Source organism: Gymnodinialimonas sp., from assembly GCF_059726805.1.
Genome location: NZ_AP041059.1, coordinates 2478495 through 2502063 on the forward strand (window position 1 = coordinate 2478495; position 23569 = coordinate 2502063).

Here is a 23569-nt window from a genome sequence, read left to right on the forward strand (position 1 = left end):
TTCAGTTGGCAGCGGCCAAGTCATTGCTTATAAAGAACTCACTGCTCGATAGGTTTCTTGCCTGTATGAAACCTGCCTCAATGACTTAGCCCTGGCCTTGTGCCAGGGTTTTTTTTGTTCCGCAGGTGGATCGCGCGGCATCTGACCTGCGCGCTGCAAATCTCTTGCAAGTGATTTCCAAGGCTTTTGCAAAAGCCTTGCGCGCTTGACGATCGCACGGCCCCTGTTCATTTCGCACCTGCAGCATTAGCCTATCGCAAACGATCTTTTGAGGAGCACCGCAATGGCCATCACCACCGACCTCTCCGGCAAAACCGCCGTCATCACCGGATCCAACTCAGGCATCGGCTTGGGAATCGCTCAGGAACTGGCCCGTGCAGGCGCCGATGTGGTGCTGAACTCCTTCACCGATACGCCCGAGGATCACGCCCTGGCCGCCGACATCGCGGCCGAACACGGCGTGAAGGCCCGCTACATCCAAGCCGACATGTCCAAAGGCGACCAGGCCCGCGCCCTGATCGAGCAGGCGGGCACCTGCGATATCCTGATCAACAACGCAGGCATTCAGCACGTGGCTCCCATCGACGAATTCCCCACGTCCAAATGGGACGCGATCATCGCGATCAACCTCAGCTCGGCCTTCCACACCACGGCCGCTGCCCTGCCGATGATGCGGGCCGCCGGCTGGGGCCGGGTGATCAACATCGCCTCCGCCCACGGCCTGACGGCCTCCCCCTTCAAATCCGCCTACATCGCCGCCAAGCACGGGATTGTCGGCCTGTCGAAGACCGTGGCGCTTGAGACTGCGAAAGAGCCGATCACCGCCAATGCCATTTGCCCCGGCTACGTGCTGACGCCCCTGGTGGAGTCGCAAATCCCCGACACGGCCAAGAAATACGGCATGACCGAGGAGGAGGCGAAGCAAAAGGTGATCCTGGAACGTCAGCCCTCAAAGGAATTCGCCACGACCGAACAGCTCGGCGGCACCGTCGCCTTCCTCTGCTCGGCGGCGGCAGACCAGATCACAGGCACCACCATCAGCGTAGATGGCGGCTGGACAGCGTTGTGATTTGCCCCGTCAAATCACAACGGGCCGGAAAGGACGGTTTTGCCCCCGCAAAACCTGTCCCCCGGCACCTCAACCATTCCGGGCGCATGTCACTAAGGCCCACCGCGCCCCACGTTACTTGAGGAAGACTCTCTACTTGGCCTACCGCGCTTCGCGCTACTTGAGGCCGGGTTGGCCCACCGCGCCCCGCGCTACCTGAGGAAGACCGCCTACTGGCCTACCGCGCCCCGCCCCACTTGAGGCCATGACCACCACCACTCGCCCAGAACGCCCCGAACACTCAAACCCCACATCCACCCCGAAGGAGCCGCACATGTCAGACCAACCCGAAGCCGGCCGCGACAAGCTGGAGATCTCCAACATGTATCTCTGCGGCTCCACCTTCACCGCCGTCAGCCTCAAGGACGCCGAGTTCCGCGACACCCACCTGATGAATGCGCTGGTCGACGATGTGAACGCCACTGGCCTGCGGTTCAACAACGTCAACCTAACCGACGCCTCGATCCAGGACGCCAACCTGACGAACGCCTCGATCCGATACGCCAACCTCACGGGCCTCACGATCAATGGCGTCAACATGACCGGCGTCACAATCTCCGATGCCAATTTGACCGGCGTAAAGATCTCGGGCGTGAACCTGACCGGCGCCGCGATCTCCAACGCTGACCTCACCGACATGACCATCGACGGCATCGACGTCGCCCAGATGATCACCCTTTGGAAAGAGACCCATGGCCCGCAAGCCTAAATCCAAACCCAAACCCATTAACCTCGCGCTGCAGGGCGGCGGTGCCCATGGCGCGTTCACCTGGGGTGTGCTCGACGCGCTTCTGGCCGAGCCCGGGATCGAGATCGCCGCCATCTCCGGCACCTCGGCGGGCGCTTTGAACGGCGCGGCGGTGAAATCCGGCCTCTCCCAGGGCTCGCGCGATCTGGCGGTCGAGACTCTGGCATGGGTGTGGGAGGAAGTCGGCGCCATCACCGATCCGGCCTTCGCCCCCTGGCTCGACATGGTCTCCCCCCAAGCGGTCAGCGCCGTGCTGGAAACCTCGCTGCCGTTCCTCGCAGGCGACGCCTATTCGCGGACGTTCAGCCCCTATGCCACCGGGCCCTTCTACGCCAACCCGCTGGAGCCCATCGTCTCCAAGTTCCACTACGACGATATCTGTTGCGACGCGGGGCCCGATTTCTTCATCTGCGCCACCAACGTGCGCTCGGGCAAGATCCGGATCTTCTCGGGCGAGGATATCAGCCCGCAGGCGATCATGGCCTCCGCCTGCCTGCCGACGATGTTTCGCGCGGTCGAAATCACCGACCCCGAAACCGGCAAACCCGACGCCTATTGGGATGGCGGCTACACCGGTAACCCGGCGCTTTTCCCGCTGTTCGCGCCCAATCTGCCGCGCGACATCGTCATCGTGAACATCAACCCGCTCTACCGCGATGAGGTGCCAACGACCGCGCGCGGGATCCAGAACCGGATCAATGAGATCAGCTTCAACTCATCGCTTCTGCGCGAGTTGCGGGCCATCGAATTCGTGCAGCGCCTTCTTCACAAGGGAACGCTCTCAGGCGACGCGATGAAGGACGTACTGATCCATATGATCGCCGACGATGATTTGATGCGGCAGCTTTCCGTCGCCACCAAGGTCATCGCCACGCCCCAGGTCATTCACCAGCTGCGCGCCGCAGGAAAAACCGCCGCCGAAGCCTTTCTGCGCGACGGCATCGATGACATCGGCGAGGACAGCACCGTCAACCTGCGCGCCATGTTCGAATAAGAGCACCGGGGCCGAGCGCCCGCAGGGCGCGAGGCCCCCCCCGGCGACGCCGAAGGCGGCGCAATACCAATAATATCGCCGAAGGCGGCCCGCACAATAGGTCCCCTGAAGCGATACCCGTCACGCAAGCGACGTAACCCACAGGATCGTCGCGTCGTCGTCCGAGGTCGACACCACATTGTGCCCCATCGCCGCATCGTAGTAAGCGCTGTCGCCGCGCACCATGTCGACGGGCTGGTAGAACTCGGTGAACAACCGCACCGCGCCCGTCAGCACGTAAAGGAACTCTTCCCCCTCGTGGCGCACCCAGCCGTCGAATTCCTCGAACGTGCGCGCGCGCACCCTTGCGCGGTAGGGCAGCATCGACTTTTGCACCAGTTGATCGGCCAGCAATTCATGCTCATAGGTCGTGGTCGCATGGGCGGCACCCTCGCCGCGCTTGGTGGTGATCATCCGCCCGCCGCCTTGGGGTGCCACCGACGGCGTGAAAAGCTGCGGCACCGAGATGCCGAGGCCTCCCGCCAGTTTCTTCAACGCATCGTAGGTGGGCGACATCTGCCCGTTCTCGATCTTCGACAGGGTGGAGCGCGCCAAGCCCGCCTGCCCCGCTGCCTGCTCCAACGTCCAGGCGCGCGCCTTGCGCAACTCGCGCACCCGCGCGGCGAGGTCGACGGGTACGGGTGCGGCCTCATCTCCGGACGCGCGGGCAAGGCGGATTAGGCTCGGTTCATCGGCGGCTTGGCTCATGCCCGGTGCGATAGCGCACACAGACCCCCGCTTGCAACCGCTGGCGCGGTCTCATACCCCACGCCCATGCAATGCCCTGACCGCTTCAACCTCTCTTCCTATGTGCTGTCCAAGGCCCAGGAGACGCCAGACAAGATCGCGCTGGCGGTCCTTGGCCCGACACGGGCCGAGCGATGGTCCTACGCGCGGCTGGAAGAGGCCGTCGCGCGCGCGGCGGGTGGGCTTGTGGCGGCAGGTTTAACAACGGGCGATAAGCTGTTGTTGCGCATGGGAAACTCCGCGCAATTTCCCATCGCTTTTCTGGGGGCGATCCGAGCGGGGATCGTGCCGATCCCCACCTCCGCCGCGTTCACCGTGCCCGAGATCACCAAGATCGCCCAAGCCCTGCCGCCGCAAGCCATCCTGGCCGAGCACGGCATCGCGCTGCCGGAATGCGCCTGCCCGGTTCTCTCCCTGGACGTGCTGGAGGGCCAACCGCATCCGGCCTACGACAGCGCCGCCGATGATCTGGCCTATGTCGTCTTCACCTCCGGCTCATCCGGGCGGCCCAAGCCCGTGGCCCATGCCCATCGCGCCGTCTGGGCGCGGCGGATGATGTGGGAGGGGTGGTACGGGTTGCGCGCCGATGACCGCCTAATGCACACCGGCGCGTTCAACTGGACCTATACGCTCGGCACCGGCCTTCTGGACCCCTGGGCGATGGGCGCCACGGCGCTGGTCCCGGCCCCCGGCACGCCGCCCGAAAGCCTTGCGCTGCTGGCCAAACGCCACGATGCGACGATCCTGGCGGGCAGCCCGGGGATCTTCCGCAAGCTCCTCCATACGCCCCTGCCGCCGATACCGAAACTCCGCCACGCGCTCAGCGCCGGAGAGGCCCTGCCCCCTTCCCTGCGTGCCCGCTGGCACGCGGCCACGGGCACCGATATTCACGAGGCGCTGGGGATGTCTGAAGTCTCGACCTTCCTGTCGGGCGCGCCCGCCCGCCCGGCGCCTGAGGGCACCATCGGCTTCCCCCAGGACGGGCGCAATATCCGGATCACCGACGGCTGCCTTGCGATCCACGGATCGGACCCCGGGCTGATGCTGGGGTATATCAATGGTAGATCAATTGATCTGCCCCTGACAGACGACGGCTGGTTCCAGACCTCGGACCGCGTCACCCGCCGCGACGATGGCGCCTACACCTATCACGGGCGCGCCGATGACATTCTGACGGCGGGCGGTTTTCGCATCGCACCGCTGGAGATCGAGCAGGTGTTCCACGCCGCCCCCGGCGTCACCGACTGCGCCGCGCTGACCCTAACCCCGACGCCCGAGACGACCATCCTCGCCCTTGCCTATTGCGGCAGCGCGCGCGAAACTGCGCTTCAAGATCACGCCCGCACGCACCTCGCCCGCCACAAACACCCCCGCGCCTATCTGCCCCTCGACGCCTTGCCGCGCGGGGCCAACGGCAAATTGAACCGCCGCGCGTTGGATGCGGCAGTGAAGGACATGACATGATCACACTCGATATCCTTTCCGACCCAATTTGCCCCTGGTGCTACATCGGCTGGTCCAACCTGGCCCGCGCGATGGAGGCGCGGCCAAACCACCCCTTCACGATCCAATGGCATCCGTTCCAGCTGAACCCCGACATGCCTGAGGGCGGCATGGACCGCCGCGCCTATCTGGAGGGCAAGTTCGGCGGCAAAGAGGCCGCCGTGCGCGCCTATGCGCCCGTGGTTGAAAAGGGCGCAGAGGCCGGACTGACCCTCAACCTCGAAGGCATCAAGCGCACGCCCAACACCCGCGACGCGCACCGTCTGATCCATTGGGCGGGGATCGAGGGGCGGCAGACGCCTGCCGTCCTCGCGCTCTTCCGCGCCTATTTCGTCGACGGGCGTGACATTGGCGACCGGGAGACGCTTCTGGACATCGCCGAAAGCGTGGACCTCGACCGCGCGATGATTGCCAAACTCTACGACAGCGGCGCCGACGCCGAGGATATCAGCGCCCGCGACGCCCATGCGCGCGAGCGCGGCGTGCAGGCCGTGCCGACCTTCATCGTCGCCAACCAACACGCCGTACCCGGCGCGCAGCCGCCCGAGCAATGGATGGCGATCATCGATGATCTGAACGCGCAGCTTGAAAAGGCCCGACAACACGAAGACGCCGCTTCATGACGGACACCGTCGCCCCGCCCGACATCAAGCGCTTGTCCTCGGGCGAGTTCATTGCGCTGATCGGCATGATGTTCGCCACCATCGCCTTTTCCCTCGACGCGATGCTGCCCGCCCTGCCGGAAATCGCTGAAGAGCTGACGCCAGACAGGCTGACGCTGGCGCAATTGGTGCTGACCAGCTTTATTCTCGGGATGGGCGTGGGCACGCTTTTCACCGGGCCCCTGTCCGATGCCTTTGGGCGCAAGCCAGTGATCTTCGCCGGTGCCGCCCTTTACGTAACGGGCTGCGTGCTGGCCTGGGTCGCCCCGACGCTGGAGATGCTGCTCTTCGCCCGCGTGCTGCAGGGCCTCGGCGCGGCAGGCCCTCGGGTGGTCGCCATGGCCCTGGTGCGCGACCTCTACACGGGGCGCGAGATGGCGCGGATCATGTCGTTTGCCATGCTGGTCTTCACCGTCGCCCCCGCCGTCGCCCCGCTGATCGGCGACGGCATCGTGGCGCTGTTTGAATGGCGCGCGATCTTCGTGTCCTACATCCTGTTTTCCGTCGTCACCGTCGGCTGGCTGATGCTGCGCCAGCCCGAGACCCTGCCCCCAGGCACCCGGCGTCCCCTGAACCTGCCCGCCCTTTGGGCCAGCACGAAAGAGGCCCTGGCGCTGCGGCAGATGCGCCTCTCGATCCTGGTGCAATCCTTGATCTATGGCGCGCTCTTCGGGACACTCTCGTCGGTCCAGCAGATCTTTGATCTGACCTATGGGATGGAGGCCGCTTTCCCCTGGCTCTTTGGCGCCATCGCGGTGCTGGCGGCCCCCGGCGCGCCGATCAACGGACGCCTCGTGGTGCGGCTGGGGATGCGCCCGCTGGTGCGGCGGGCGCTCTTCGTGCAGGTCGGATGCTCTAGCCTCTTCGTGGCGGTTCTGGCCATGGGCTTTGCCCCAACGGTTGAGGTGTGGGTCTACTTCGCCTGGACCGCGACGGTCTTCATGATGATGGGCTTTACCATCGGCAACCTGAACGCGCTGGCGCTGGAGCCTTTGGGGCATATCGCCGGGCTCGCCTCGTCCCTGATGGGGGCCATTTCCACCATCGTCGGGGCGGCCATTGGCGCGGCCATCGGCCAGCTTTACGACGGCACGGCCCTGCCCCTGGCCGTGGGCGTCGCCGTTCTGGCTGGGGTCGGCGGCATGATCATGCGCCGGATGCCCCGTGAAGCCGTGTGAGGAGGCCAAGCGATGGCTAAGCAGAGCCGTACCCGGCCGTGACCTACAAGGGCCCCACGCAAGTCCCCTTTGACCGCGTCGAGATTGAGATCATCGCCACGCCCGCCGGGGAGGCGCCAGAATGGGTGCGACAGGCCTGGGTCGGGGTCGTCCTGCCCCTCGCCCTCCCCGAGGTCGCGACGTGGGAGACGGTTGGCGTCCTGTCCGGACCAAGGACGTGGCTCGGGCAGCTGTTCCATGGGTGGTTCGGGCGCCGGGAAACGCTGATGGGCTATTGTGTTTTCGCAGACGAAGCCATCACGATCCTGGCCTGCCATGCGCCCGAGGCCGCGCGGTGGTGGCGCGACAACGCCCCCCACCTGCGCGCCCCTCAAGAGACATTGCTATTCGAGGAACGGGCCTGCCGCCGCGTGGCGCGCGGACCTTGGGGACCCGCCGCCAACCGCCCCTGACGGCGCGGCCCGCCTATTCTGCCGGTCGTCTGGCCTACTCTGCCGGTTGCACCGCGGGCGCAGGTTTGCGCGTCTGGCGATACCACCACCAGGCTACGACCAGCACATTGGGCACCCAGCAGGACCAGCCGAGGTAGGGGAACACCAGGTCCATATCGAGGCCAAAGACATGGCGCAGGATCGGCAGTTGCAGGCGGAACGACACCGCCCCGAAGCTGAGCGCGGCCATCATCACCATCCAGCGCTGGTGGCGCACGAACTGCTTGGTCCGGATCGCCCAGATCCCCATCACCAGCGCAAAGAACCACGCGACAGAGCCCATGGCGAACCCCAGTTCGGACCAGAACGGCAGAGTCATGTTGAAGCTAATGGGCGGGGTTGTCAGCGCCGCGATTGTGACAATCGGCACCAGCGCCCACCCCAAGTAGACATGCTTGCGCCGATCACCGCGGCGCCACATGCGGCTGACTTGGACCGGCACCAGGATAACAGCGAGCCCGCCCGCGATCATATGAACCGCCAGGATGGAGCCCACGTTCTCGATATGATGGGCCACGTGATCGGCACCGCGCTGGATGCCCTCGACCACGAAACCCATCCACGACCCGCCCTCCACAAACACGCCGTAGATCAGCCCCGGCGGCACGAACTTGAACGCCGAGGCCGCCGAGATGGCCGAGAACAGCAGAAAGGCGTACCAGCCCCAGCGGGGCATCTGGCGGGGCGTTTTGGGGGTGTCTGACATCGTGCTCAGGCCTTGGCTACTTGTGACGTCGCGCTTGGCCGCGTCTTACCGTGCAGGCGCTTTCCCCGCAATGCGACCAACGCGCTCGCTCAACAGCGGCTCCGGCACAGGTTCTCGCACGGAATGCCATCATTGTCGCCATCGCGGCGTCGGTCCCCGCACACAAGAAGGGCGTGGCAGGCCTCGGCGCAGCTCGACATCTGGGTGCAGGTGCGGCCAGAGCAGGTGAAGCTCTGGGCGTGGGTAAGCTGGCCGAACGCGGTGTCCTGGACCCGCGGCAGCACCGACACCGCCTCTTGCTCGGCGGAGGCAGGCAGGCAAAGCGCCAAGGCGCAGAGCGCCGCGCACAGTGAGTTTCGGACCGTTAACATAAGTTAATGAAAGGTTAACCGAAACGCCCTGTCAATGCGCCGCTTACCCCTTGGCGAAAACCGCCAGGTCGCGCGCGACGGCGAAGGAGCCTTTGATCTTGTCGGCGTCCTTGGGCCAATCGGCCATGACGACGATCTTGTTGTCCTTGACCTTCGCCTTGCCCCCTTGCTCGTGCACGAATTGCACCAGCCCGCCGGGGTTGGGGAACTTGTCGTTGTGGAACTGGATCGTCACCCCCTTGGGCCCCGCGTCCAGCTTGGCGATCTGGGCGCGTTTGCACATCGCCTTGATGCGCACGACCAGCATCAGCGTGTTCACCTCTTTGGGCAGCTTGCCGAAGCGGTCGATCAGTTCTGCCGCGAAACCTTCGAGATCGACCTTGGTTTCCAGCTGGCTGAGGCGCCGGTAGAGGCCGAGGCGCACGTCGAGATCGGGCACGTAGGCCTCCGGGATCAGGACGGGCACGCCGAGGTTGATGGTGGGCGACCATTGCTCGCCATCGCCGGGCAGGCCTTCGCCCTCGCCGGATCGGATCTTGGCAATCGCCTCCTCCAGCATGGACTGGTAGAGCTCAAAGCCCACCTCCTTGACGTGGCCCGATTGCTCTTCACCCACGATGTTGCCCGCACCGCGAATGTCGAGGTCTTGGGAGGCAATCGTGAAGCCCGCGCCGAGGCTGTCGAGGCTTCCCAAAACCCGCAGCCGCTTCTCGGCCGACGGTGTCAGCTTCCCGCGCGGCTTGGTGGTGAGGTAGGCATAGGCGCGGGTCTTCGCGCGCCCGACCCGGCCCCGGATCTGGTAAAGCTGCGCCAGGCCGAACATGTCAGCGCGGTGGATGACCATGGTGTTGGCGGTGGGGATGTCGATGCCGGATTCGACGATGGTGGTGGCCAGCAGCACGTCATATTTGCCGTCATAGAACGCGACCATCCGGTCATCCAACTCGCCCGCCGCCATCTGGCCATGGGCGGTGATGTAGGAGACCTCGGGGACCTGTTCTTTGATGAACTCCTCGATCTCCGGCAGGTCCTGGATGCGAGGGACGACGTAGAAGGTCTGCCCGCCCCGGTAATGCTCCCGCAATAGCGCCTCGCGGATGGTCACGCTGTCGAACTCGCTGACATAGGTGCGGATCGCGAGGCGGTCGACGGGGGGCGTGCCGATCATGCTCAGGTCCCGCACGCCCGATAGCGACATCTGCAACGTGCGCGGGATCGGCGTGGCCGAAAGGGTCAGGACGTGGACGTCACTGCGCATCTCTTTCAGGCGCTCCTTATGGGTGACCCCAAAGCGCTGTTCCTCGTCGATGATCATCAGGCCAAGGTTCTGAATCCGAACGCTTTTCGCCAGGATCGCATGGGTGCCGATGACGATATCCACCGAGCCATCGGCGAGGCCCTTACGGGTCTGCTCCGCCTCCTTGGCGCCCACGAAGCGAGACAACTGCCGGACGGTGATGGGGAAGCCCCGGAAGCGGTCCTGGAACGTTTTCGCGTGCTGGCGCGCCAGCAACGTGGTTGGCGCGACCACCGCCACCTGCATGCCGCTTGCCGCCGCCACAAAGGCCGCGCGCATGGCGACCTCGGTCTTGCCAAAGCCGACGTCGCCCACGACGAGGCGGTCCATCGGGCGGCCCAGGGTCAGGTCTTCCAACACGTCAGCAATCGCGCTCAACTGGTCGTCAGTTTCCTCGTAGGGGAAGCGCGCGTTGAAGGCCTCCCACATGTCGCCGGGGGGCTCAAAAATCGGTGCTTTGCGCAGCTCCCGCTCCGCCGCGATGCGGATCAGCTTGTCCGCGATCAGGCGAATGCGCTCTTTCAGCCGCGCCTTCTTGGCCTGCCACGCGCCACCGCCGAGCTTGTCCAGAAGCCCGTCATCATGGCCATAGCGCGACAGCAGTTCGATGTTTTCCACCGGCAGGAACAACCGGTCGCCGCCCGCATATTCCAGCGCCACACATTCATGGGCCGCGCCCGCCGCCGTGACCGTCTCCAGCCCCATGTAGCGGCCCACGCCGTGGTCGACGTGGACGACCAGATCGCCGGGGGACAGGCTTTGGGCCTCGGTCAGATAATTGTCGGCGCGCTTGACCTTGCGCTTGGGACGAATGAGCCGATCACCAAGCACGTCCTGCTCGGATATCACCGTCATCCCTTTGCCTGTGAACCCTTCCTCCAACGGCCAAACGGTCAGGTTGACGCTGCCCTTGTCGCCAATCCCCCGCGCATCGTTAACGCGGTTAACCTCTGTCAGGCCCTCGTCGTCCAAGAGCCCTTCCAGACGCTCCCGCGCGCCCTCGGACCAGGAGGCAATGACCACGGGCCCCTCTTCACGCATGACTTTAATATGCTCTGCCAAGGCACTGAAAAGGCTGATTTGTTCCTGCTGCCGCTCCGGCGCAAAACTGCGCCCCACGCGGCCCCCGGCGTCGATGATGCTGGGGCCGGGCGCGGCGGAATTGACCGAGAATTGCACCAGCCGGTGGCCTGCCACGGCCTGCCCCCACGCGCTTTCGTCCAGGTACAACAGCCCCGGCGGGGCGGGTTTGTAGACGGTGTCAAGCCGCCCCTTCTGGGTCAGCGCGGTCTTGCGGGTATCATATTGGTCGGTGATGCTGTCCCACCGGGCCAGCCGCTGCGGCGTGGCTTGATCATCAAGCGTGATCGTGGCGCCGGGAAGGTAGTCAAAAAGCGTCTCCAGCCGTTCGTGATAGAACGGTAGCCAATGCTCCATCCCTTGGGCTTTGCGGCCTGCCGTGACGGCCTCGTAAAGCGGATCTTCCGACCCGCCTGCCCCAAACTCCACCCGGTAGTTCTGCCGAAAACGCGCAATTGCGGTCTCGTCGAGGATCACCTCGGACACGGGCGCAAGCTCCACCCGCTCCAGCTTCTCCGTTGTGCGTTGTGACGCCACATCGAAGCGCCGCGCTCCGTCCAGCGTGTCGCCGAAGAGGTCCAGGCGCACCGGGGTTTCCTCGCCGGGCGGCCAGACGTCAATGATGCCGCCACGCACCGCGTAGTCGCCGGGCTCGGACACAGTGGGCGATTGCACGTAGCCCATGCGCACCAGAAAGGCGCGCAGCGCCGCCTCATCCACGCGGCCCCCGACCGTTGCCACGAAGGCCGAGGAAGCCAGCAGATCGCGCGGCGGCACGTACTGCGTCGCCGCGTTTAACGTCGTTAACACAATGAAGGTGCCCGAAAGCCCCGCCGCGAGCGTCGCCAGCGTCGCCATGCGGGCGGCCGAAATCTCGGCCTGGGGCGAGACGCGGTCATAGGGCAGGCAATCCCAGCCGGGGAATTGCAGCACCGGCACGGAGGGATCGAAGAACGCCAGCGCCGTGGCCATGGCCCGCAGGCGCTTGTCGTCGCGGGCGACATGCACGACCGGGCCGCCCCGCGCCTCTTTCAGTACGAGCGTGGCATCAAAGCCTTCGGGTGCCCCCCCACATAAAATCTGGGCGCTTGGGATTTGTGTTGGATCAGCCATCGGACGCCTCACCTACGCCGCCCCGACCCGGTGTCAAGGCACAGTATCAAGACGCGCTTTGGGGCGCGTCACCCCAAAGGCCCGACGTTAACGTTCTGATACATGCCCCAAAACGCGGTGAGGAAGATGAAAATCAAGCCCAACATCTGCACCAACGCCCGATGCTGGCGCAGCATCTGCGTGACGTTCTGGTAGTCATCGGCCTTCAGCCGGTACGAGGTCCAGACCCCAAGACCCAGCACGATCATCGAGGGGCAGAGGAGCAGGAAGATCGCCTGGCTGAACTCCACCCCATAGACCCAGCCGGTCAGCGCCAGACCGGTCAGGATGAAGGTGGAAAACGCCATCGCCACGGTGCCCGAGGTTTCGGCATAGGCGACGTTGCGCTCCGCGTTCATGCGCGCGAGCACCATCATATCGGCCTGCGCGTCCGCGTCGCCGCGCCGCGAGCGGGTGACCAGATGGAACGGCACGCCGATGGTCCAATGGCTCATCGACGACCACAGGATCGCCAGAACGATCCAGTACCACAGGTTCGAAAACGACCTGAGGTCAATCACTTCGGTGACAAGATCGAAGAAGTCCAAGGGGCAATCCAGTTGGGCTGAGGGGCCAATTTCGCGCACCATATGCGGGGGCTTTCCGGGATGCCAGCCCCCTATGGGCGCTTGCGCGGGCCCCCTCTTTATCCGCGCTTGCGTGGGACGCGGTGCCGTGGCACCTCTGTCAAGTAGACCTGACACCTGAAAGCCCCCCCGACGAAAGACCGCGCCGATGACCGTCAATCAAGCCCCCTTCCCCCTGACCCGCTTCCGCCGCACCCGCGCCGCCGCGCCGATCCGCAATCTGGTGCGCGAAAGCAGCCTCAGCGTACATGACCTGATCTGGCCGGTTTTCGTCTGCGCCGGAACCGGAGAGCGGCAGGCGGTGGCCTCCATGCCGGGGGTGGAGCGTCTGTCTGTGGATCTGCTGGTGGAGGCGGCGCGCGAGGCCGCGTCGCTCGGCATCCCCGCGATCTGCATCTTTCCCTACACCGATCCGGCCCTGAAGACCGAGCTTTGTGAAGAGGCCTGGAACCCCGACAACCTCTCGAACCGCGCCATCCGCGCGATCCGCGAGGCGGGCATCGAGATCGCGATCATGACCGACATCGCGCTGGATCCCTACAACATCAACGGCCACGACGGGATCGTGCGCGGCGATGTGGTTGTGAATGACGAGACGGTCGATGCGCTGGTGAAAATGGGCCTGGCCCAGGCCGAGGCGGGCGCCGATATCCTTGGGCCCTCGGACATGATGGACGGGCGCATCGGGGCCATTCGCGCGGCGCTGGAGGAAAACAACCACACCAACGTCACCATCATGTCCTACGCCGCGAAATTCGCCAGCGCCTTCTATGGCCCTTTCCGCGATGCGGTCGGCGCATCGGGCGCGCTGAAAGGCGACAAGAAGACCTACCAGATCGACCCTCTCAACGCCCGCGAGGCCCTGCGCTGCGTAGAGCGTGACCTGCGCGAGGGCGCCGATATGGTCATGGTCAAGCCCGGCCTGCCCTATCTGGACATGTGCCGCCAGGTGAAGGACCGCTTCGGCGCGCCGACCTACGCCTACCAGGTCAGCGGCGAATACGCGATGATCGAGGCCGCGGCCGCCAACGGCTGGATCGACGGCGACAAGGTCATGCTGGAAAGCCTGATGGCGTTCCGCCGCGCGGGCTGCGACGGGGTGCTGACCTATTTCGCCCCGCGCGTGGCGCGGATCCTCAACGGCTGACGTTAATGGATAGGCATTTATCGGCGAAAACCCGCATATCTTGTGGTTTCCCGGATGACAGGGCGCGCATTTCGGCGTATTCTTGCCGCTAAGGATCGGGGCACCAAGCCCCGGCGATCGCAGTATATAGGCAAGGTACCCCATGGCAGATGGTCTCTCTCCCGCTACCCTTTCGAGGCGTTCTCTCCTTCTTAGCGCGGGCTCGGTCCCGCTTCTGGCGGCCTGCGGCAACCCCGTTGGCAACGCCAACGCGCCGCGCATCGACGCCCGCGTCGATGCCGCGATCGACTTCATGCAGCAGGAGGTGCCCGGCACCGAGGCGCTGGTGAACCAGGCCTCGGGCATGTTGGTCATGCCCCTGATCTCCGAGGCGGGTTTCGGCTTCGGCGGCAGCTACGGGCGCGGTGCCCTGCGCGTGGGTGGGGCCACGGTGGACTATTATTCCGCCGTCTCCGGCAGCTTCGGGCTGCAAATCGGCGCGCAGCAATACGCCCACACGTTGTTCTTCATGACCCCCGCGGCGCTGGCCGAGTTCCGCAACTCCGTCGGCTGGTCCGTGGGCGCCGACATCCGCTATGCGGTCAACACTGACGCGGGCAACCTGGGCTTTGACACCGCCACCCTGGCCGAGCCGGTGATCGCGGTGATCTACGGCCAGGCAGGCCTGATCATCGGGGCAACGCTCGACGGGACGCGCTACACGCGGATCATCCCCTAAACGGTTAACGCCGTTAACCTCTCGCAACCGTGACTGGCCGCGCGCACGGGGCCAGTCCATTCTGGCATCTCCACTTATCGGAGGTTTCCCATGTTGCGTGCGCTCTTTGCTTTGGTCCTGATGTCCCTGCCGCTGGCCGCCCAGGATGTGGCTGATCTGGCCCCGTTGCCGGGCTGGGAAGCCCATGTCACGGACCATGATTTCGCGACCCTGGTCGAACGGACCAATACCGCCGTAAGGGACAACGGCATGGCCGTCGTCACCCGCGCGGGTCCCACGGGCGCCGCCGCCAACCGGGGCGTCACCATCCCTGGCAATATGGTCATCGGCGTCTTCAACAACCTCTTCGCCGTGCGCATCCTGACCCATTCGACCGAGGCGATGATCCACGCCCCGATCCGCCTTTACGTGACCGAGAACGCCGACGGCACGGCCACGCTCAGCTATATCCGGCCCTCCACCCTGCTCGCACCCTACATCGACACCGCAGATCCCGACTTGGGCGTCGCCGCGTCCGAGCTGGATGAGATCTTCGCCGCCATTGCGGCAGACGCCGCCGCACGGTAGACGCGAGCGAACCGCGACTCTCGCCGCCGAAGGGCTTACCCGCTGATGATGACACTCTTGCGATGGCTGACGCGCCTGGTGGGCGCCGGTATCGCGGTGATCGTGCTTGCGGGCGGCCTGTCCTACTGGATGGCGAGCCGCTCGATCCCCGATTATGAGGCCGATTGGACCGTCCCCGGCATCGATGGCGAGATCGAGATCGTGCGCAACACCGCCGCCGTCCCGCATATCTTCGCGCTGACCGATCATGACGCCTATTACGGCCTTGGTTTCAGCCATGCCCAGGACCGCCTGTGGCAGATGCTGTTGATGCGCCGCCAAGGCCAAGGCCGCCTGTCGGAGGTCTTCGGGCGGCGCACGTTAGAGATCGACGACCTGATGCGCCGGCTGGATCTGGACGGGCGCGCGACGCGGTCTCTGGATGCGTTTTCCGAGGAAAGCATCGGGATTCTAGAGGCTTACGCCGACGGCGTGAACGCCTGGCTACGGCTTGTCGGCTCCGAAGCGCTGGGGCGCGGCGCGCCGGAGCTGTTCCTGTTCGAGCCCGAGATCGCGCCGTGGCGGCCCAACGACTCGGTGCTGATTTCCTTCCTGATGGCGCTGGAGCTGGCCACGCACCATGAAAACGAAATCCTGCGCGCCCGCGCCTCTCTGGCGCTGCCGGAACCCGGGCGGATCACCGATCTGATGCCCGACGCGCCCGGCACCGGCGCGGCAGAGCTTGGCGATTTCGCCAGCCTGATAGGGCTGCCGCGCACGCTTTTTGCCGAGGCCACCGGCAGCAGCGGGCCGCGCGATGCGCTGCATCCGAACTGGCAGGGCCGCAATCGTGGCGGTGCCTCTAACGTCTTTGCTGCCACGCCCGCCCGCTCGGCGGCGGGCGGCGCGCTGATGGCCTCGGACCCGCATCAAAGCCTCTCTGCGCCGACCCTGTGGTATCTGGCGCGGCTGGAACTGGCGACCGGCGGCGTGATTGGCGCCACGATCCCCGGCACGCCCGGCATCCTGAATGGCCGGTCCGAGCGGCTCAGCTGGGGCATCACCGCCGCCTACCTCGACGACATCGACCTCTATATCGAGCAGGTGAACCCCGAGAACCCGCAGCAATACCGCACCCCCGACGGATGGGCCGAATTCGAGACGCGGCGCGAGATCATTGAAATCGCCGATGAAGCGCCCGTGACGATCACCCTGCGTGAAACCGTCAACGGCCCTGTCATCCCCGGTGTCCATTGGGACGCGGGCACCGTGACCCCGGCGGGCCACGTGATGGCGATGCGGTGGACCGCGCTTACCGACGAGAACACCACGATCCAGACCGGGTTGCGCCTGATGCGGGCGCGCACCATCGAAGAGGCGTTGGAGACGGGCGAGGATTTCGTCGCCCCCTCCGCCAACCTGATGCTGGCCTCCGCCGATGGCCGCATCGCGATGCAGGTCGTGGGCCACATGCCCTGGCGCCTGATCGAGCATGAGACGCAAGCCCGTATGCCCTCGCGCGGGTGGGTGGAGGGTAACCGGTGGCAGGGCATCACCCAGTATTTCGCCAACCCCACGTTCATCGACCCCGAAAGCGGGGTTTTAGGCAATACAAACAACAAGATGGTGGATCGCGAGTTTCCCCTTCACGTCAGTTTTTCCTGGGGTGACACGCAGCGGATCACCCGGCTCAGCCGCCTGATGGAGGCGCGCGAGGTGCATACCCGCGACAGTTTCATAGGCGCGCAGCTGGATACCGTCTCGCCCGCCGCGCGCAACCTGCTGCCGCTGGTGGCCCGCGATCTGTGGTTCACCGGCCAGCCGGCCGCGGCCGGCACGCCCGAGCGGATGCGCCAGCGGGCGCTGGAATTGCTGGCCGATTGGAACGGCGAGATGAATGAGCATCTGCCCGAGCCGCTGATTTTCGCGGCCTGGATGCGAGCGCTGCAGCACCGGCTGGTGCGCGACGACATCGGGCCCTTGGCGGAAGAGTTCTGGACCGTGGAGCCGGTGTTCCTGGAACGGGTCTTCCGCGACATCGACGGCGCCTCGGTCTGGTGCGATGTGCGTCCGTCCTCCACGGTCGAGACCTGCACCGAAATGGCGGAGCTGGCCCTTGATGAGGCCTTGCAGCAACTCTCGGAAACCTATGGCAGCGACATCGAAAGCTGGCGCTGGGGCGCGGCCCATGAGGCGGTGCATGAGCATCCGGTCCTAGGCGAAACGCGGCTGTTTTCGTGGATCGTGAACATCCGCCAGGCCACCTCGGGGGGGGATTTCACCCTCAACCGCGCCGCGACACCCGGCACCGGGCCCGAGCCCTACATCAACATCCATGGCGCGGGCTACCGGGGCGTTTACGACTTCGCCGACCCCGACAGCTCAGTCTTCATCATCGCCACGGGCCAATCCGGCCACCCGCTGAGCCGTCACTACGACGATATGGGAGAGCTATGGCGGCGCGGGGAATATGTGCCAATGACGCTTGATCCGGACCTCGCGCGCGCTGCCAACCTCGGCATCACCGTCCTGAGCCCGCGCGCACCCTAGGCCCGGGCGCGCTCACCTCACCTGCGCTGCCTCTACGTTCGCAATGACCTCTTCAATCGAGACGAGCCGCCCGAAGAAATACCCCTGCGCCCGCTCGACCCCCAGGTCCCGCAGCACGTCCGCCTCTTCCTGCTGCTCGATCCCCTCGGCGACCAGAGCGGCACCGGTTTCACCCGCGAAATAGACCATGGCCGAGCACAGGGCGCGCAGGCTGGTGGAGGTATCGATCCCAGCGATCAACGAGCGGTCCAGCTTGATGATATCCGGGCGCAGGCGCACCATCTGTTGCAGGCCCGCATAGCCCGCGCCCGCGTCGTCGATGGCGATCTTCACGCCCAGGTTGCGCAGCGCCGTGATCTCTCGGTTCAGCGCGTCCCAATCGGCGATCATGTCATGCTCTGTCACTTCCACCACCAGGCCGTCTGCCGGATGCTCTTTGAAGATCATCGACAACATCCCGGTGCAGATCGTTTGCGGGCTGGCGTTCAGCGACAGGTAAATCCCCTCGGGCAGCCGGTCGAGCGCTGTCAATGCGGGCTCCAGCACGCATAACTCCAGCATCTCGGCCAGGCCAACCCGCCCCGCTTCGGCAAACCAGATGTCGGGCGTGCGGTAGGGTTGCGCCTCAAACCGGCAAAGCGCCTCTACCCCCAACAGATCCCCCGTCTGTAGCGAGACAATCGGTTGATAGACGATCTTGAACGATTGTTCTTCGACCACCTCGTGGATCGCGGCCAGCGCCGCATTGCGTTCCGCCTCTTGCTCCAAGGAGCTTTGAACCTCACTCTGGGCCAGGCGCGCGAAACTCCGCATCATCACCAGATCGCGTTCATTCAGCGTCGTATTGGGCTTGGGCGAGAGGCAACAGAACATCCCGTAAAGGGAGCCATCGGCGCGTTCAATCGGCACGCTGACATGGGCGCGGATCGGCAGGGCATGGGTGATCGGCAGCGCCGCCGCGACAGGGTATTCCAGCGTATCGGCCATCATCTGCGGCAGATCGCCCGACAGGATGTGATTGCAATAGGTCTCGGACAGGGACCGCGTGTCACCGGGTTGCGCCAGATGCTCCAGCCCCGGCGCGTCAACGGCGCGAAAGACCAGCTCATCCCCCACAAATTCAGACAGATAGCCGATTTCCATGCCCAGATGCGTGCGCATCGTGCGGATCGCCTCGGTGATCACCGTCGGCCCTTCGACCGGTTCCGCAGCCTCGGCACGGATAGGCTGTAAATTCGACATGCTTCACCTCCCTCAGGCCAGTCCGAGCGGCCCTTCAAGGATAGTCATGGCGCAATTTTGTTAACGGAGCGTTTAACCGGCCCTAGAGGTCCCGAAACGCCTTTTGTTGGCGCGCGGTCCAGCGCACGGTCAGGCGGGTTGCCTCGGCCCCCGCCTCTTCCGCCTCCACGATGCCCTGTTCGAACAACCAAGCCCGTTTGCGACCCTCGCGGTGGGGCAATTCCACCACCGCTTCCGAACGGGGCGGCGACAGGCTGTGGGACACGGCGGTCAGCATCTCGTCCATGCCCGCCCCGGACAGCGCCGAGGTTGCGAAGATCGCCTCGTTCCGGTCCGCCTCCACCTGGCGGGCGGCCTGGGCGTCAGCATCCAGCAGGTCCAGCTTGTTCCAGACCTCCAGCTGAGCGGACTGCTCCCCGACGCCCAAATCGGCCAGGATCTTTTGCACATCCTCCGCCTGTTCCGCCGTCTGCGGGTGGCTGATGTCGCGCACATGCACGATCAGATCGGCGTCCAGCACCTCTTCCAGCGTGGCGCGGAACGCGGCCACTAGTTGCGTCGGCAGGTCACTGATGAACCCCACCGTATCGGACAGGATCACATCGGTGCCGTCGGGCAATTGCACCGCGCGCATGGTCGGGTCGAGCGTGGCGAACAGCATGTCCTTTGCCATCACATCCGCGCCGGTCAAGCGGTTGAAAAGCGTGGATTTCCCGGCGTTGGTGTAGCCGACGAGGGCTACAATCGGATAGGGCACCTTGGCCCGCGCGGATCGGTGCAGGGCCCGCGTCTTGACCACCTTCGCCAACTGCCGCTTGATCCGCGTCACCGCCTCATCAATCGCGCGCCTGTCGGCCTCGATCTGCGTCTCACCGGGGCCGCCCACGAAGCCCAGGCCGCCGCGCTGACGCTCCAGGTGGGTCCAGGCGCGCACCAGCCGCGTGCGCTGATAGGACAGCGCCGCGAGCTCCACCTGCAACACGCCTTCGCGCGTCGCGGCGCGGTCGGCGAAAATCTCCAGGATCAGCCCAGTGCGGTCCAGCACCTTGCAGCCCCATTCCTTCTCCAGATTGCGCTGTTGCACGGGCGTGACGGGGCCGTCGATCAGCACCAGGCCGATGTCCATCGCCTCCACCAGATCATGCAGCTCCTTGATCTTGCCCTTGCCAAACAAAAGGCCCGGCTGCGCGCGCGGCAGGCTTACGGTCTGGGCGTCCACGACCTCCAGGTCCGGCAAAGCGGCGGCCAGGGCGACGGCTTCATCCAAAGCGAACTCGGGCGCGCGGCGGGTGCGGTCAGATTTGATATCAGGATGTAGGACAAGCGCCCGCATTGGGCCTTTTTCAAGGCCCTCATCCTCTCCTTCAGTGGCGCTGGAAATCGCGCTCACTCTTCCCCATCGTAAAGGCTGATGGGTTGCGCCGGCATGACGGTCGAGATCGCGTGCTTGTAGACAAGCTGCGACTGCCCATCCCGGCGCAAGAGAACACAAAAGTTGTCAAACCACGTGATGACGCCTTGCAGCTTCACGCCGTTGATCAGGAAAATTGTCACCGGAACCTTTGTCTTGCGGACATGATTCAGAAACGCATCCTGCAAGTTTTGTTTATTTTCGGCCATTTATATATACGCCCTGTTGGTGTTTTTGACCCGGGGTTTTGCCCGGTTGCGTTGCGTGCGCGGTCACTATGTCCGCGATTCTAATGGATTTCCACCCCTTGGGGTGAGGAGGGCAAAGCGCCGTGGCCTAATCGCGCCAGAAGCCGGGGTTCAAAAGGGCGATCATCACCAGCGTCTCGATCCGGCCCACGATCATCGCTGCCGCGCAGATCACCTTGGCCGCGTCCGACAGGAGGAAGTAATCAATGGGCGCCGCCCCCGCGACCGAGGCCAGGGGCCCGGTGGTGGTCAGCGTCGCAATGGCAAGGATCGTTGCGGCCTCAAAATCGAGGCCCGTGGCCGCCAGCGCCACCATCACGGCGGCAATCGACAGGACGAGCAGCATGAAGACGACCCAGGCGATATAGGCCCCCTCGCGCCGGATCCGGCGGCCCAGGCGCCCTGCCCCGGCGACCGAGTTGGGGTAGATCAGCTTGCCCATCTCGCGGGTGCCGTGCTTGTAAAGCGCATAGACCCGCAGCAGTTTCACACCGCCCGCCGTGGTCGCCACGCCGCCGCCCATCAGCACCAGGCCCACCAGCAACAGCCCCGGCGTTTGCAGGCCGGACCAGGCGCGCGCGTCGCCCCAGGCGTCGCTGACAAAGCCCGTCGTGGTGAGGAAGGAGATCACGGTGAAGACCGAGCCCCAAAGCGCCGACAGCGCCGCGCCCGCGTCGGCCAGTTCATCCACTTCCAACGCGCCAACCCAGTGGCGCGCGAACAGGAGCGTCGGCAGAACGATGCCCGCGAACAGCGCCAGGCGGATCTCCCGGTCCTTGGTGAGGCGTTCGCGCAGCTCACGCCCGATGCCGCTGGAATACGTCCGCCGTGAGAGGGCGAAGAGGAAGAAGAGAAAGATCAACGCCTCGGTCAGCAGCCCCGTGGGCCGCCCCTCCAACCCGCCGACCGGGCTGATGCCCGAGGTCGCCATGGTCGACATCGCGTGAATGGCGGCGATCAACGGCTCTTCCCCCGCCGCCGCCAGGCCAATGGCCAGGGTAGCGGTCAGCCCGACATAGATCGGCGTCAGCCGCACTGCATGCTTGCGCAGCCGTTCCGAGGCACCCGCCGCCCGCATCTGACCGCGCGCGTTGACGATCCGGCCCTGCACCGTCGCCTCTGACGTGACCTCGTAGCCGCCCAGGTTCAGGGGCGCGAGCACCGCGAAGGCGGTGATCCAGATCAATAGCCCGCCCATCCAGCCCACGAGCCCGCGCCAAAGATGCACGGCGGGCGCCAAACGCTCGGGGTCAAAAACCTCCGCCCCCGTCGTGGTCAGGGCCGAGACCATGTCGAAATAGACGTTGATAAACCGCGTGTTGCCCACCGCCTGATCCATCGGGATCGCGAGGACCAGCGGCAGCCACAGATAGGCCAGGAACAGCGAGGCGAGGTGACTGCGCTCCGACGGCGCGCGGCGCGGGGTCTGGCTGGCGAACCCCAGAAGTACAGCCGCCATCAGCACCATCACCGACCCGTAAAGGAACACCCGCCCGGTGCGAAAATCCTCCGTCGCCGTGGCCACGCCCGCGGGCAACAGCATCGCCGCGCCCGCCACGAAGATCAGGATCGCGAAAAGGGGCAGGTTGCGGAAATAGGCGGCCATCGGCGCGGCTCAGAAGAAATCGATGGAGACTTGCAGCAACGTCTCGACCGCGGGCACGTCGGAGGCCAGCGCGAAGATCACCACCGCGTCGCCCTCCTCGATCCGAGTGGCACCGGTGGGGCGGAACACCTTTTTACCGCGCTGCACGGCCCCCAGAAGCGCCCCTTCGGGGAAGTCGATGTCGCGCACCGCCTTGCCTGAGATCGGCGAGGTCGACAGCACCTGCGCCTCGATGATCTCGGCCTCCGCATCGCCGATGGAATAGACGCCTCGCACGCGCCCATGACGGATATGGCGCAGGATCGAAGACACCGTGGTAGAGCGCGGGTTCACATAAGCATCGATCCCCAAGGGCGCCATCAGCGGCACCAACGTCGGGTCATTCACCAGGCTGATCGCCATCTTCGCGCCGGCTGATTTGGCCCGTACGCTCGCCAACATGTTGGTCTTGTCGTCATCGGTCAGTGACAGAACCACATCGGCCCGCTCCACCCCCGCCTCTCGCAGCAGGTCCACGTCCAACCCGTCGCCGTGCAGCACGATCGTGCGCTCTAGCGCGTCAGCGGCAATCTCGGCGCGCGCGCGGTTGGCCTCGATCACCCGCGTCCGCATCCGGGTCGCGGCCTTCTCCAGCTTGGCCGCCACGCTCAGGCCCACGTTGCCGCCGCCGATGATCAACACCCGCTCGGGCAGCGCGCGGGTCTTGCCAAAGATCTCCAACGTGCGCGCCACATCATCGGTATGGGTGAAGACATAGATCTGATCGCCCGCAAACATCTGATCGCCCGGCTCGGGCGCAAAAAGTGTCCCCTCGCGCCGGATCCCCACCACGATGGCCCGCAGGGTCGAGAACAATTCCGACAGCTGCCGCAGCGGCGTATCGAGCACCGGGCAATCTTCATCCAACGCGATCCCCAGAAGCTGCGTCGCGCCGCCCAGAAAGCTTTCCGTGTCAAACGTCGAGGGCGAGGCGATCCGGTTCAACACCGCTTCTGCCACCTCTTTCTCGGGCGAGATCACCACGTCAATCGGCAGATGATCGCGGCGGTAAAGATCCGAGTAAATCGCATCCAGATAGCTCTGCGCGCGCAGCCGCGCGATCTTGCGCGGCACAGCAAAAACCGAATGCGCCACCTGACAGGTCACCATGTTGACCTCATCCGAGAAGGTGGCCGCAATCACCATATCCGCGTCCCGCGCGCCCGCCCGGTCCAACACATCCGGATGACTGGCAAAGCCCGTCAGGCCTTGGACGTCTAACGTATCCGTCGCCCGCCGCACCAGATCGGGATTGTTATCCACCACCGTGACGTCGTTGTTTTCCGATGAAAGATGCCGCGCAATCTGCCAGCCAACCTGACCCGCGCCGCAGATAATGACCTTCATGTGGGGCTTTTCCCGTGAGGACCTGTCCGGGGGAAACTGTTGGCACCTTGGG

Annotated in this window: 21 protein-coding genes; 11 read left to right on the forward strand and 10 right to left on the reverse strand. The window is 65.2% G+C overall.

Going from position 1 to position 23569, the window contains the following annotated elements:
• The first annotated feature begins 283 nt into the window (after positions 1-283).
• From AC6I9R_RS12075 to AC6I9R_RS12085, 3 genes are all read left to right on the forward strand, one after another.
• Positions 284-1069, forward strand: coding sequence for a 3-hydroxybutyrate dehydrogenase (locus tag AC6I9R_RS12075; protein ID WP_461425817.1), 786 nt, complete (start codon positions 284-286; stop codon positions 1067-1069).
• Positions 1070-1382: 313 nt separating this feature from the next.
• Complete coding sequence (locus tag AC6I9R_RS12080) at positions 1383-1817, forward strand: pentapeptide repeat-containing protein (protein WP_461425818.1); 435 nt, start codon at positions 1383-1385, stop codon at positions 1815-1817.
• Positions 1801-2850, forward strand: coding sequence for a patatin-like phospholipase family protein (locus AC6I9R_RS12085; protein ID WP_461425819.1), 1050 nt, complete (start codon positions 1801-1803; stop codon positions 2848-2850). Before AC6I9R_RS12080 ends, AC6I9R_RS12085 begins: the two co-directional genes overlap by 17 nt.
• 120 nt (positions 2851-2970) lie before the next feature.
• On the opposite strand, the gene AC6I9R_RS12090 is transcribed toward AC6I9R_RS12085, so the two are convergent.
• Positions 2971-3597 carry a helix-turn-helix domain-containing protein gene (locus AC6I9R_RS12090; RefSeq protein WP_461425820.1) on the reverse strand — a complete coding sequence of 209 codons (627 nt, stop codon included), beginning with the start codon at positions 3595-3597 and terminating at the stop codon, positions 2971-2973.
• Positions 3598-3663: 66 nt separating this feature from the next.
• Here AC6I9R_RS12090 and AC6I9R_RS12095 point away from each other — a divergent pair, with 66 nt between their 5' ends.
• Genes AC6I9R_RS12095 through AC6I9R_RS12110 form a run of 4 tightly spaced genes read left to right on the forward strand, consistent with a single transcriptional unit; the run spans position 3664 to position 7431 of the window.
• Positions 3664-5100, forward strand: a complete 1437-nt coding sequence (locus AC6I9R_RS12095; RefSeq protein WP_461425821.1) for a class I adenylate-forming enzyme family protein — start codon at positions 3664-3666, stop codon at positions 5098-5100.
• Positions 5097-5762: a DsbA family oxidoreductase gene (locus AC6I9R_RS12100; RefSeq protein WP_461425822.1), complete on the forward strand. Its 666-nt coding sequence runs from the start codon at positions 5097-5099 to the stop codon at positions 5760-5762. The genes AC6I9R_RS12095 and AC6I9R_RS12100 overlap by 4 nt, the downstream gene beginning before the upstream one ends.
• Positions 5759-6979 carry a multidrug effflux MFS transporter gene (locus tag AC6I9R_RS12105; protein WP_461425823.1) on the forward strand — a complete coding sequence of 407 codons (1221 nt, stop codon included), beginning with the start codon at positions 5759-5761 and terminating at the stop codon, positions 6977-6979. Before AC6I9R_RS12100 ends, AC6I9R_RS12105 begins: the two co-directional genes overlap by 4 nt.
• Before the next feature lie 38 nt (positions 6980-7017).
• Positions 7018-7431: a hypothetical protein gene (locus AC6I9R_RS12110; RefSeq protein ID WP_461425824.1), complete on the forward strand. Its 414-nt coding sequence runs from the start codon at positions 7018-7020 to the stop codon at positions 7429-7431.
• A 34-nt stretch (positions 7432-7465) separates the two neighbouring features.
• Here the strand turns inward: AC6I9R_RS12110 and AC6I9R_RS12115 are convergent, their stop codons facing one another.
• From AC6I9R_RS12115 to AC6I9R_RS12130, 4 genes are all read right to left on the reverse strand, one after another.
• Positions 7466-8176 carry a DUF2306 domain-containing protein gene (locus tag AC6I9R_RS12115; RefSeq protein ID WP_461425825.1) on the reverse strand — a complete coding sequence of 237 codons (711 nt, stop codon included), beginning with the start codon at positions 8174-8176 and terminating at the stop codon, positions 7466-7468.
• Between the two features lie 89 nt (positions 8177-8265).
• Positions 8266-8547, reverse strand: a complete 282-nt coding sequence (locus AC6I9R_RS12120) for an excalibur calcium-binding domain-containing protein (protein ID WP_461425826.1) — start codon at positions 8545-8547, stop codon at positions 8266-8268.
• A 43-nt stretch (positions 8548-8590) separates the two neighbouring features.
• Positions 8591-12037, reverse strand: coding sequence for a transcription-repair coupling factor (mfd, locus tag AC6I9R_RS12125; RefSeq protein WP_461425827.1), 3447 nt, complete (start codon positions 12035-12037; stop codon positions 8591-8593).
• Between the two features lie 68 nt (positions 12038-12105).
• Entirely contained in the window at positions 12106-12624 is a 519-nt protein-coding gene (locus AC6I9R_RS12130) for a component of SufBCD complex (protein WP_461425828.1), read from the reverse strand.
• 187 nt (positions 12625-12811) lie between these two features.
• Between AC6I9R_RS12130 and hemB the strand changes: the two genes are divergently transcribed.
• From hemB to AC6I9R_RS12150, 4 genes are all read left to right on the forward strand, one after another.
• Complete coding sequence (hemB, locus tag AC6I9R_RS12135; protein ID WP_461425829.1) at positions 12812-13810, forward strand: porphobilinogen synthase; 999 nt, start codon at positions 12812-12814, stop codon at positions 13808-13810.
• A 142-nt stretch (positions 13811-13952) separates the two neighbouring features.
• Positions 13953-14528, forward strand: a complete 576-nt coding sequence (locus tag AC6I9R_RS12140; RefSeq protein ID WP_461425830.1) for a lipid-binding SYLF domain-containing protein — start codon at positions 13953-13955, stop codon at positions 14526-14528.
• A 90-nt stretch (positions 14529-14618) separates the two neighbouring features.
• Positions 14619-15095: a DUF302 domain-containing protein gene (locus AC6I9R_RS12145; RefSeq protein ID WP_461425831.1), complete on the forward strand. Its 477-nt coding sequence runs from the start codon at positions 14619-14621 to the stop codon at positions 15093-15095.
• 45 nt (positions 15096-15140) lie between these two features.
• Entirely contained in the window at positions 15141-17624 is a 2484-nt protein-coding gene (locus AC6I9R_RS12150; protein ID WP_461425832.1) for a penicillin acylase family protein, read from the forward strand.
• Positions 17625-17636: 12 nt separating this feature from the next.
• Here AC6I9R_RS12150 and AC6I9R_RS12155 read toward each other — a convergent pair whose 3' ends face one another.
• From AC6I9R_RS12155 to trkA, 5 genes are all read right to left on the reverse strand, one after another.
• Positions 17637-18866 carry a sensor domain-containing phosphodiesterase gene (locus AC6I9R_RS12155; RefSeq protein ID WP_461425833.1) on the reverse strand — a complete coding sequence of 410 codons (1230 nt, stop codon included), beginning with the start codon at positions 18864-18866 and terminating at the stop codon, positions 17637-17639.
• A gap of 82 nt (positions 18867-18948) precedes the next feature.
• Positions 18949-20199 carry a GTPase HflX gene (hflX, locus tag AC6I9R_RS12160; protein ID WP_461425834.1) on the reverse strand — a complete coding sequence of 417 codons (1251 nt, stop codon included), beginning with the start codon at positions 20197-20199 and terminating at the stop codon, positions 18949-18951.
• Between the two features lie 53 nt (positions 20200-20252).
• Positions 20253-20486 carry an RNA chaperone Hfq gene (gene hfq / locus AC6I9R_RS12165; RefSeq protein ID WP_011455365.1) on the reverse strand — a complete coding sequence of 78 codons (234 nt, stop codon included), beginning with the start codon at positions 20484-20486 and terminating at the stop codon, positions 20253-20255.
• Positions 20487-20613: 127 nt separating this feature from the next.
• The gene (locus AC6I9R_RS12170; protein ID WP_461425835.1) at positions 20614-22131 is read right to left on the reverse strand and encodes a TrkH family potassium uptake protein; all 1518 of its coding nucleotides are present in this window, start codon (positions 22129-22131) and stop codon (positions 20614-20616) included.
• A 9-nt stretch (positions 22132-22140) separates the two neighbouring features.
• On the reverse strand, positions 22141-23517 hold the full coding sequence (gene trkA / locus AC6I9R_RS12175) for a Trk system potassium transporter TrkA (RefSeq protein ID WP_461425836.1): 1377 nt from the start codon (positions 23515-23517) through the stop codon (positions 22141-22143).
• Positions 23518-23569: the final 52 nt, after the last annotated feature.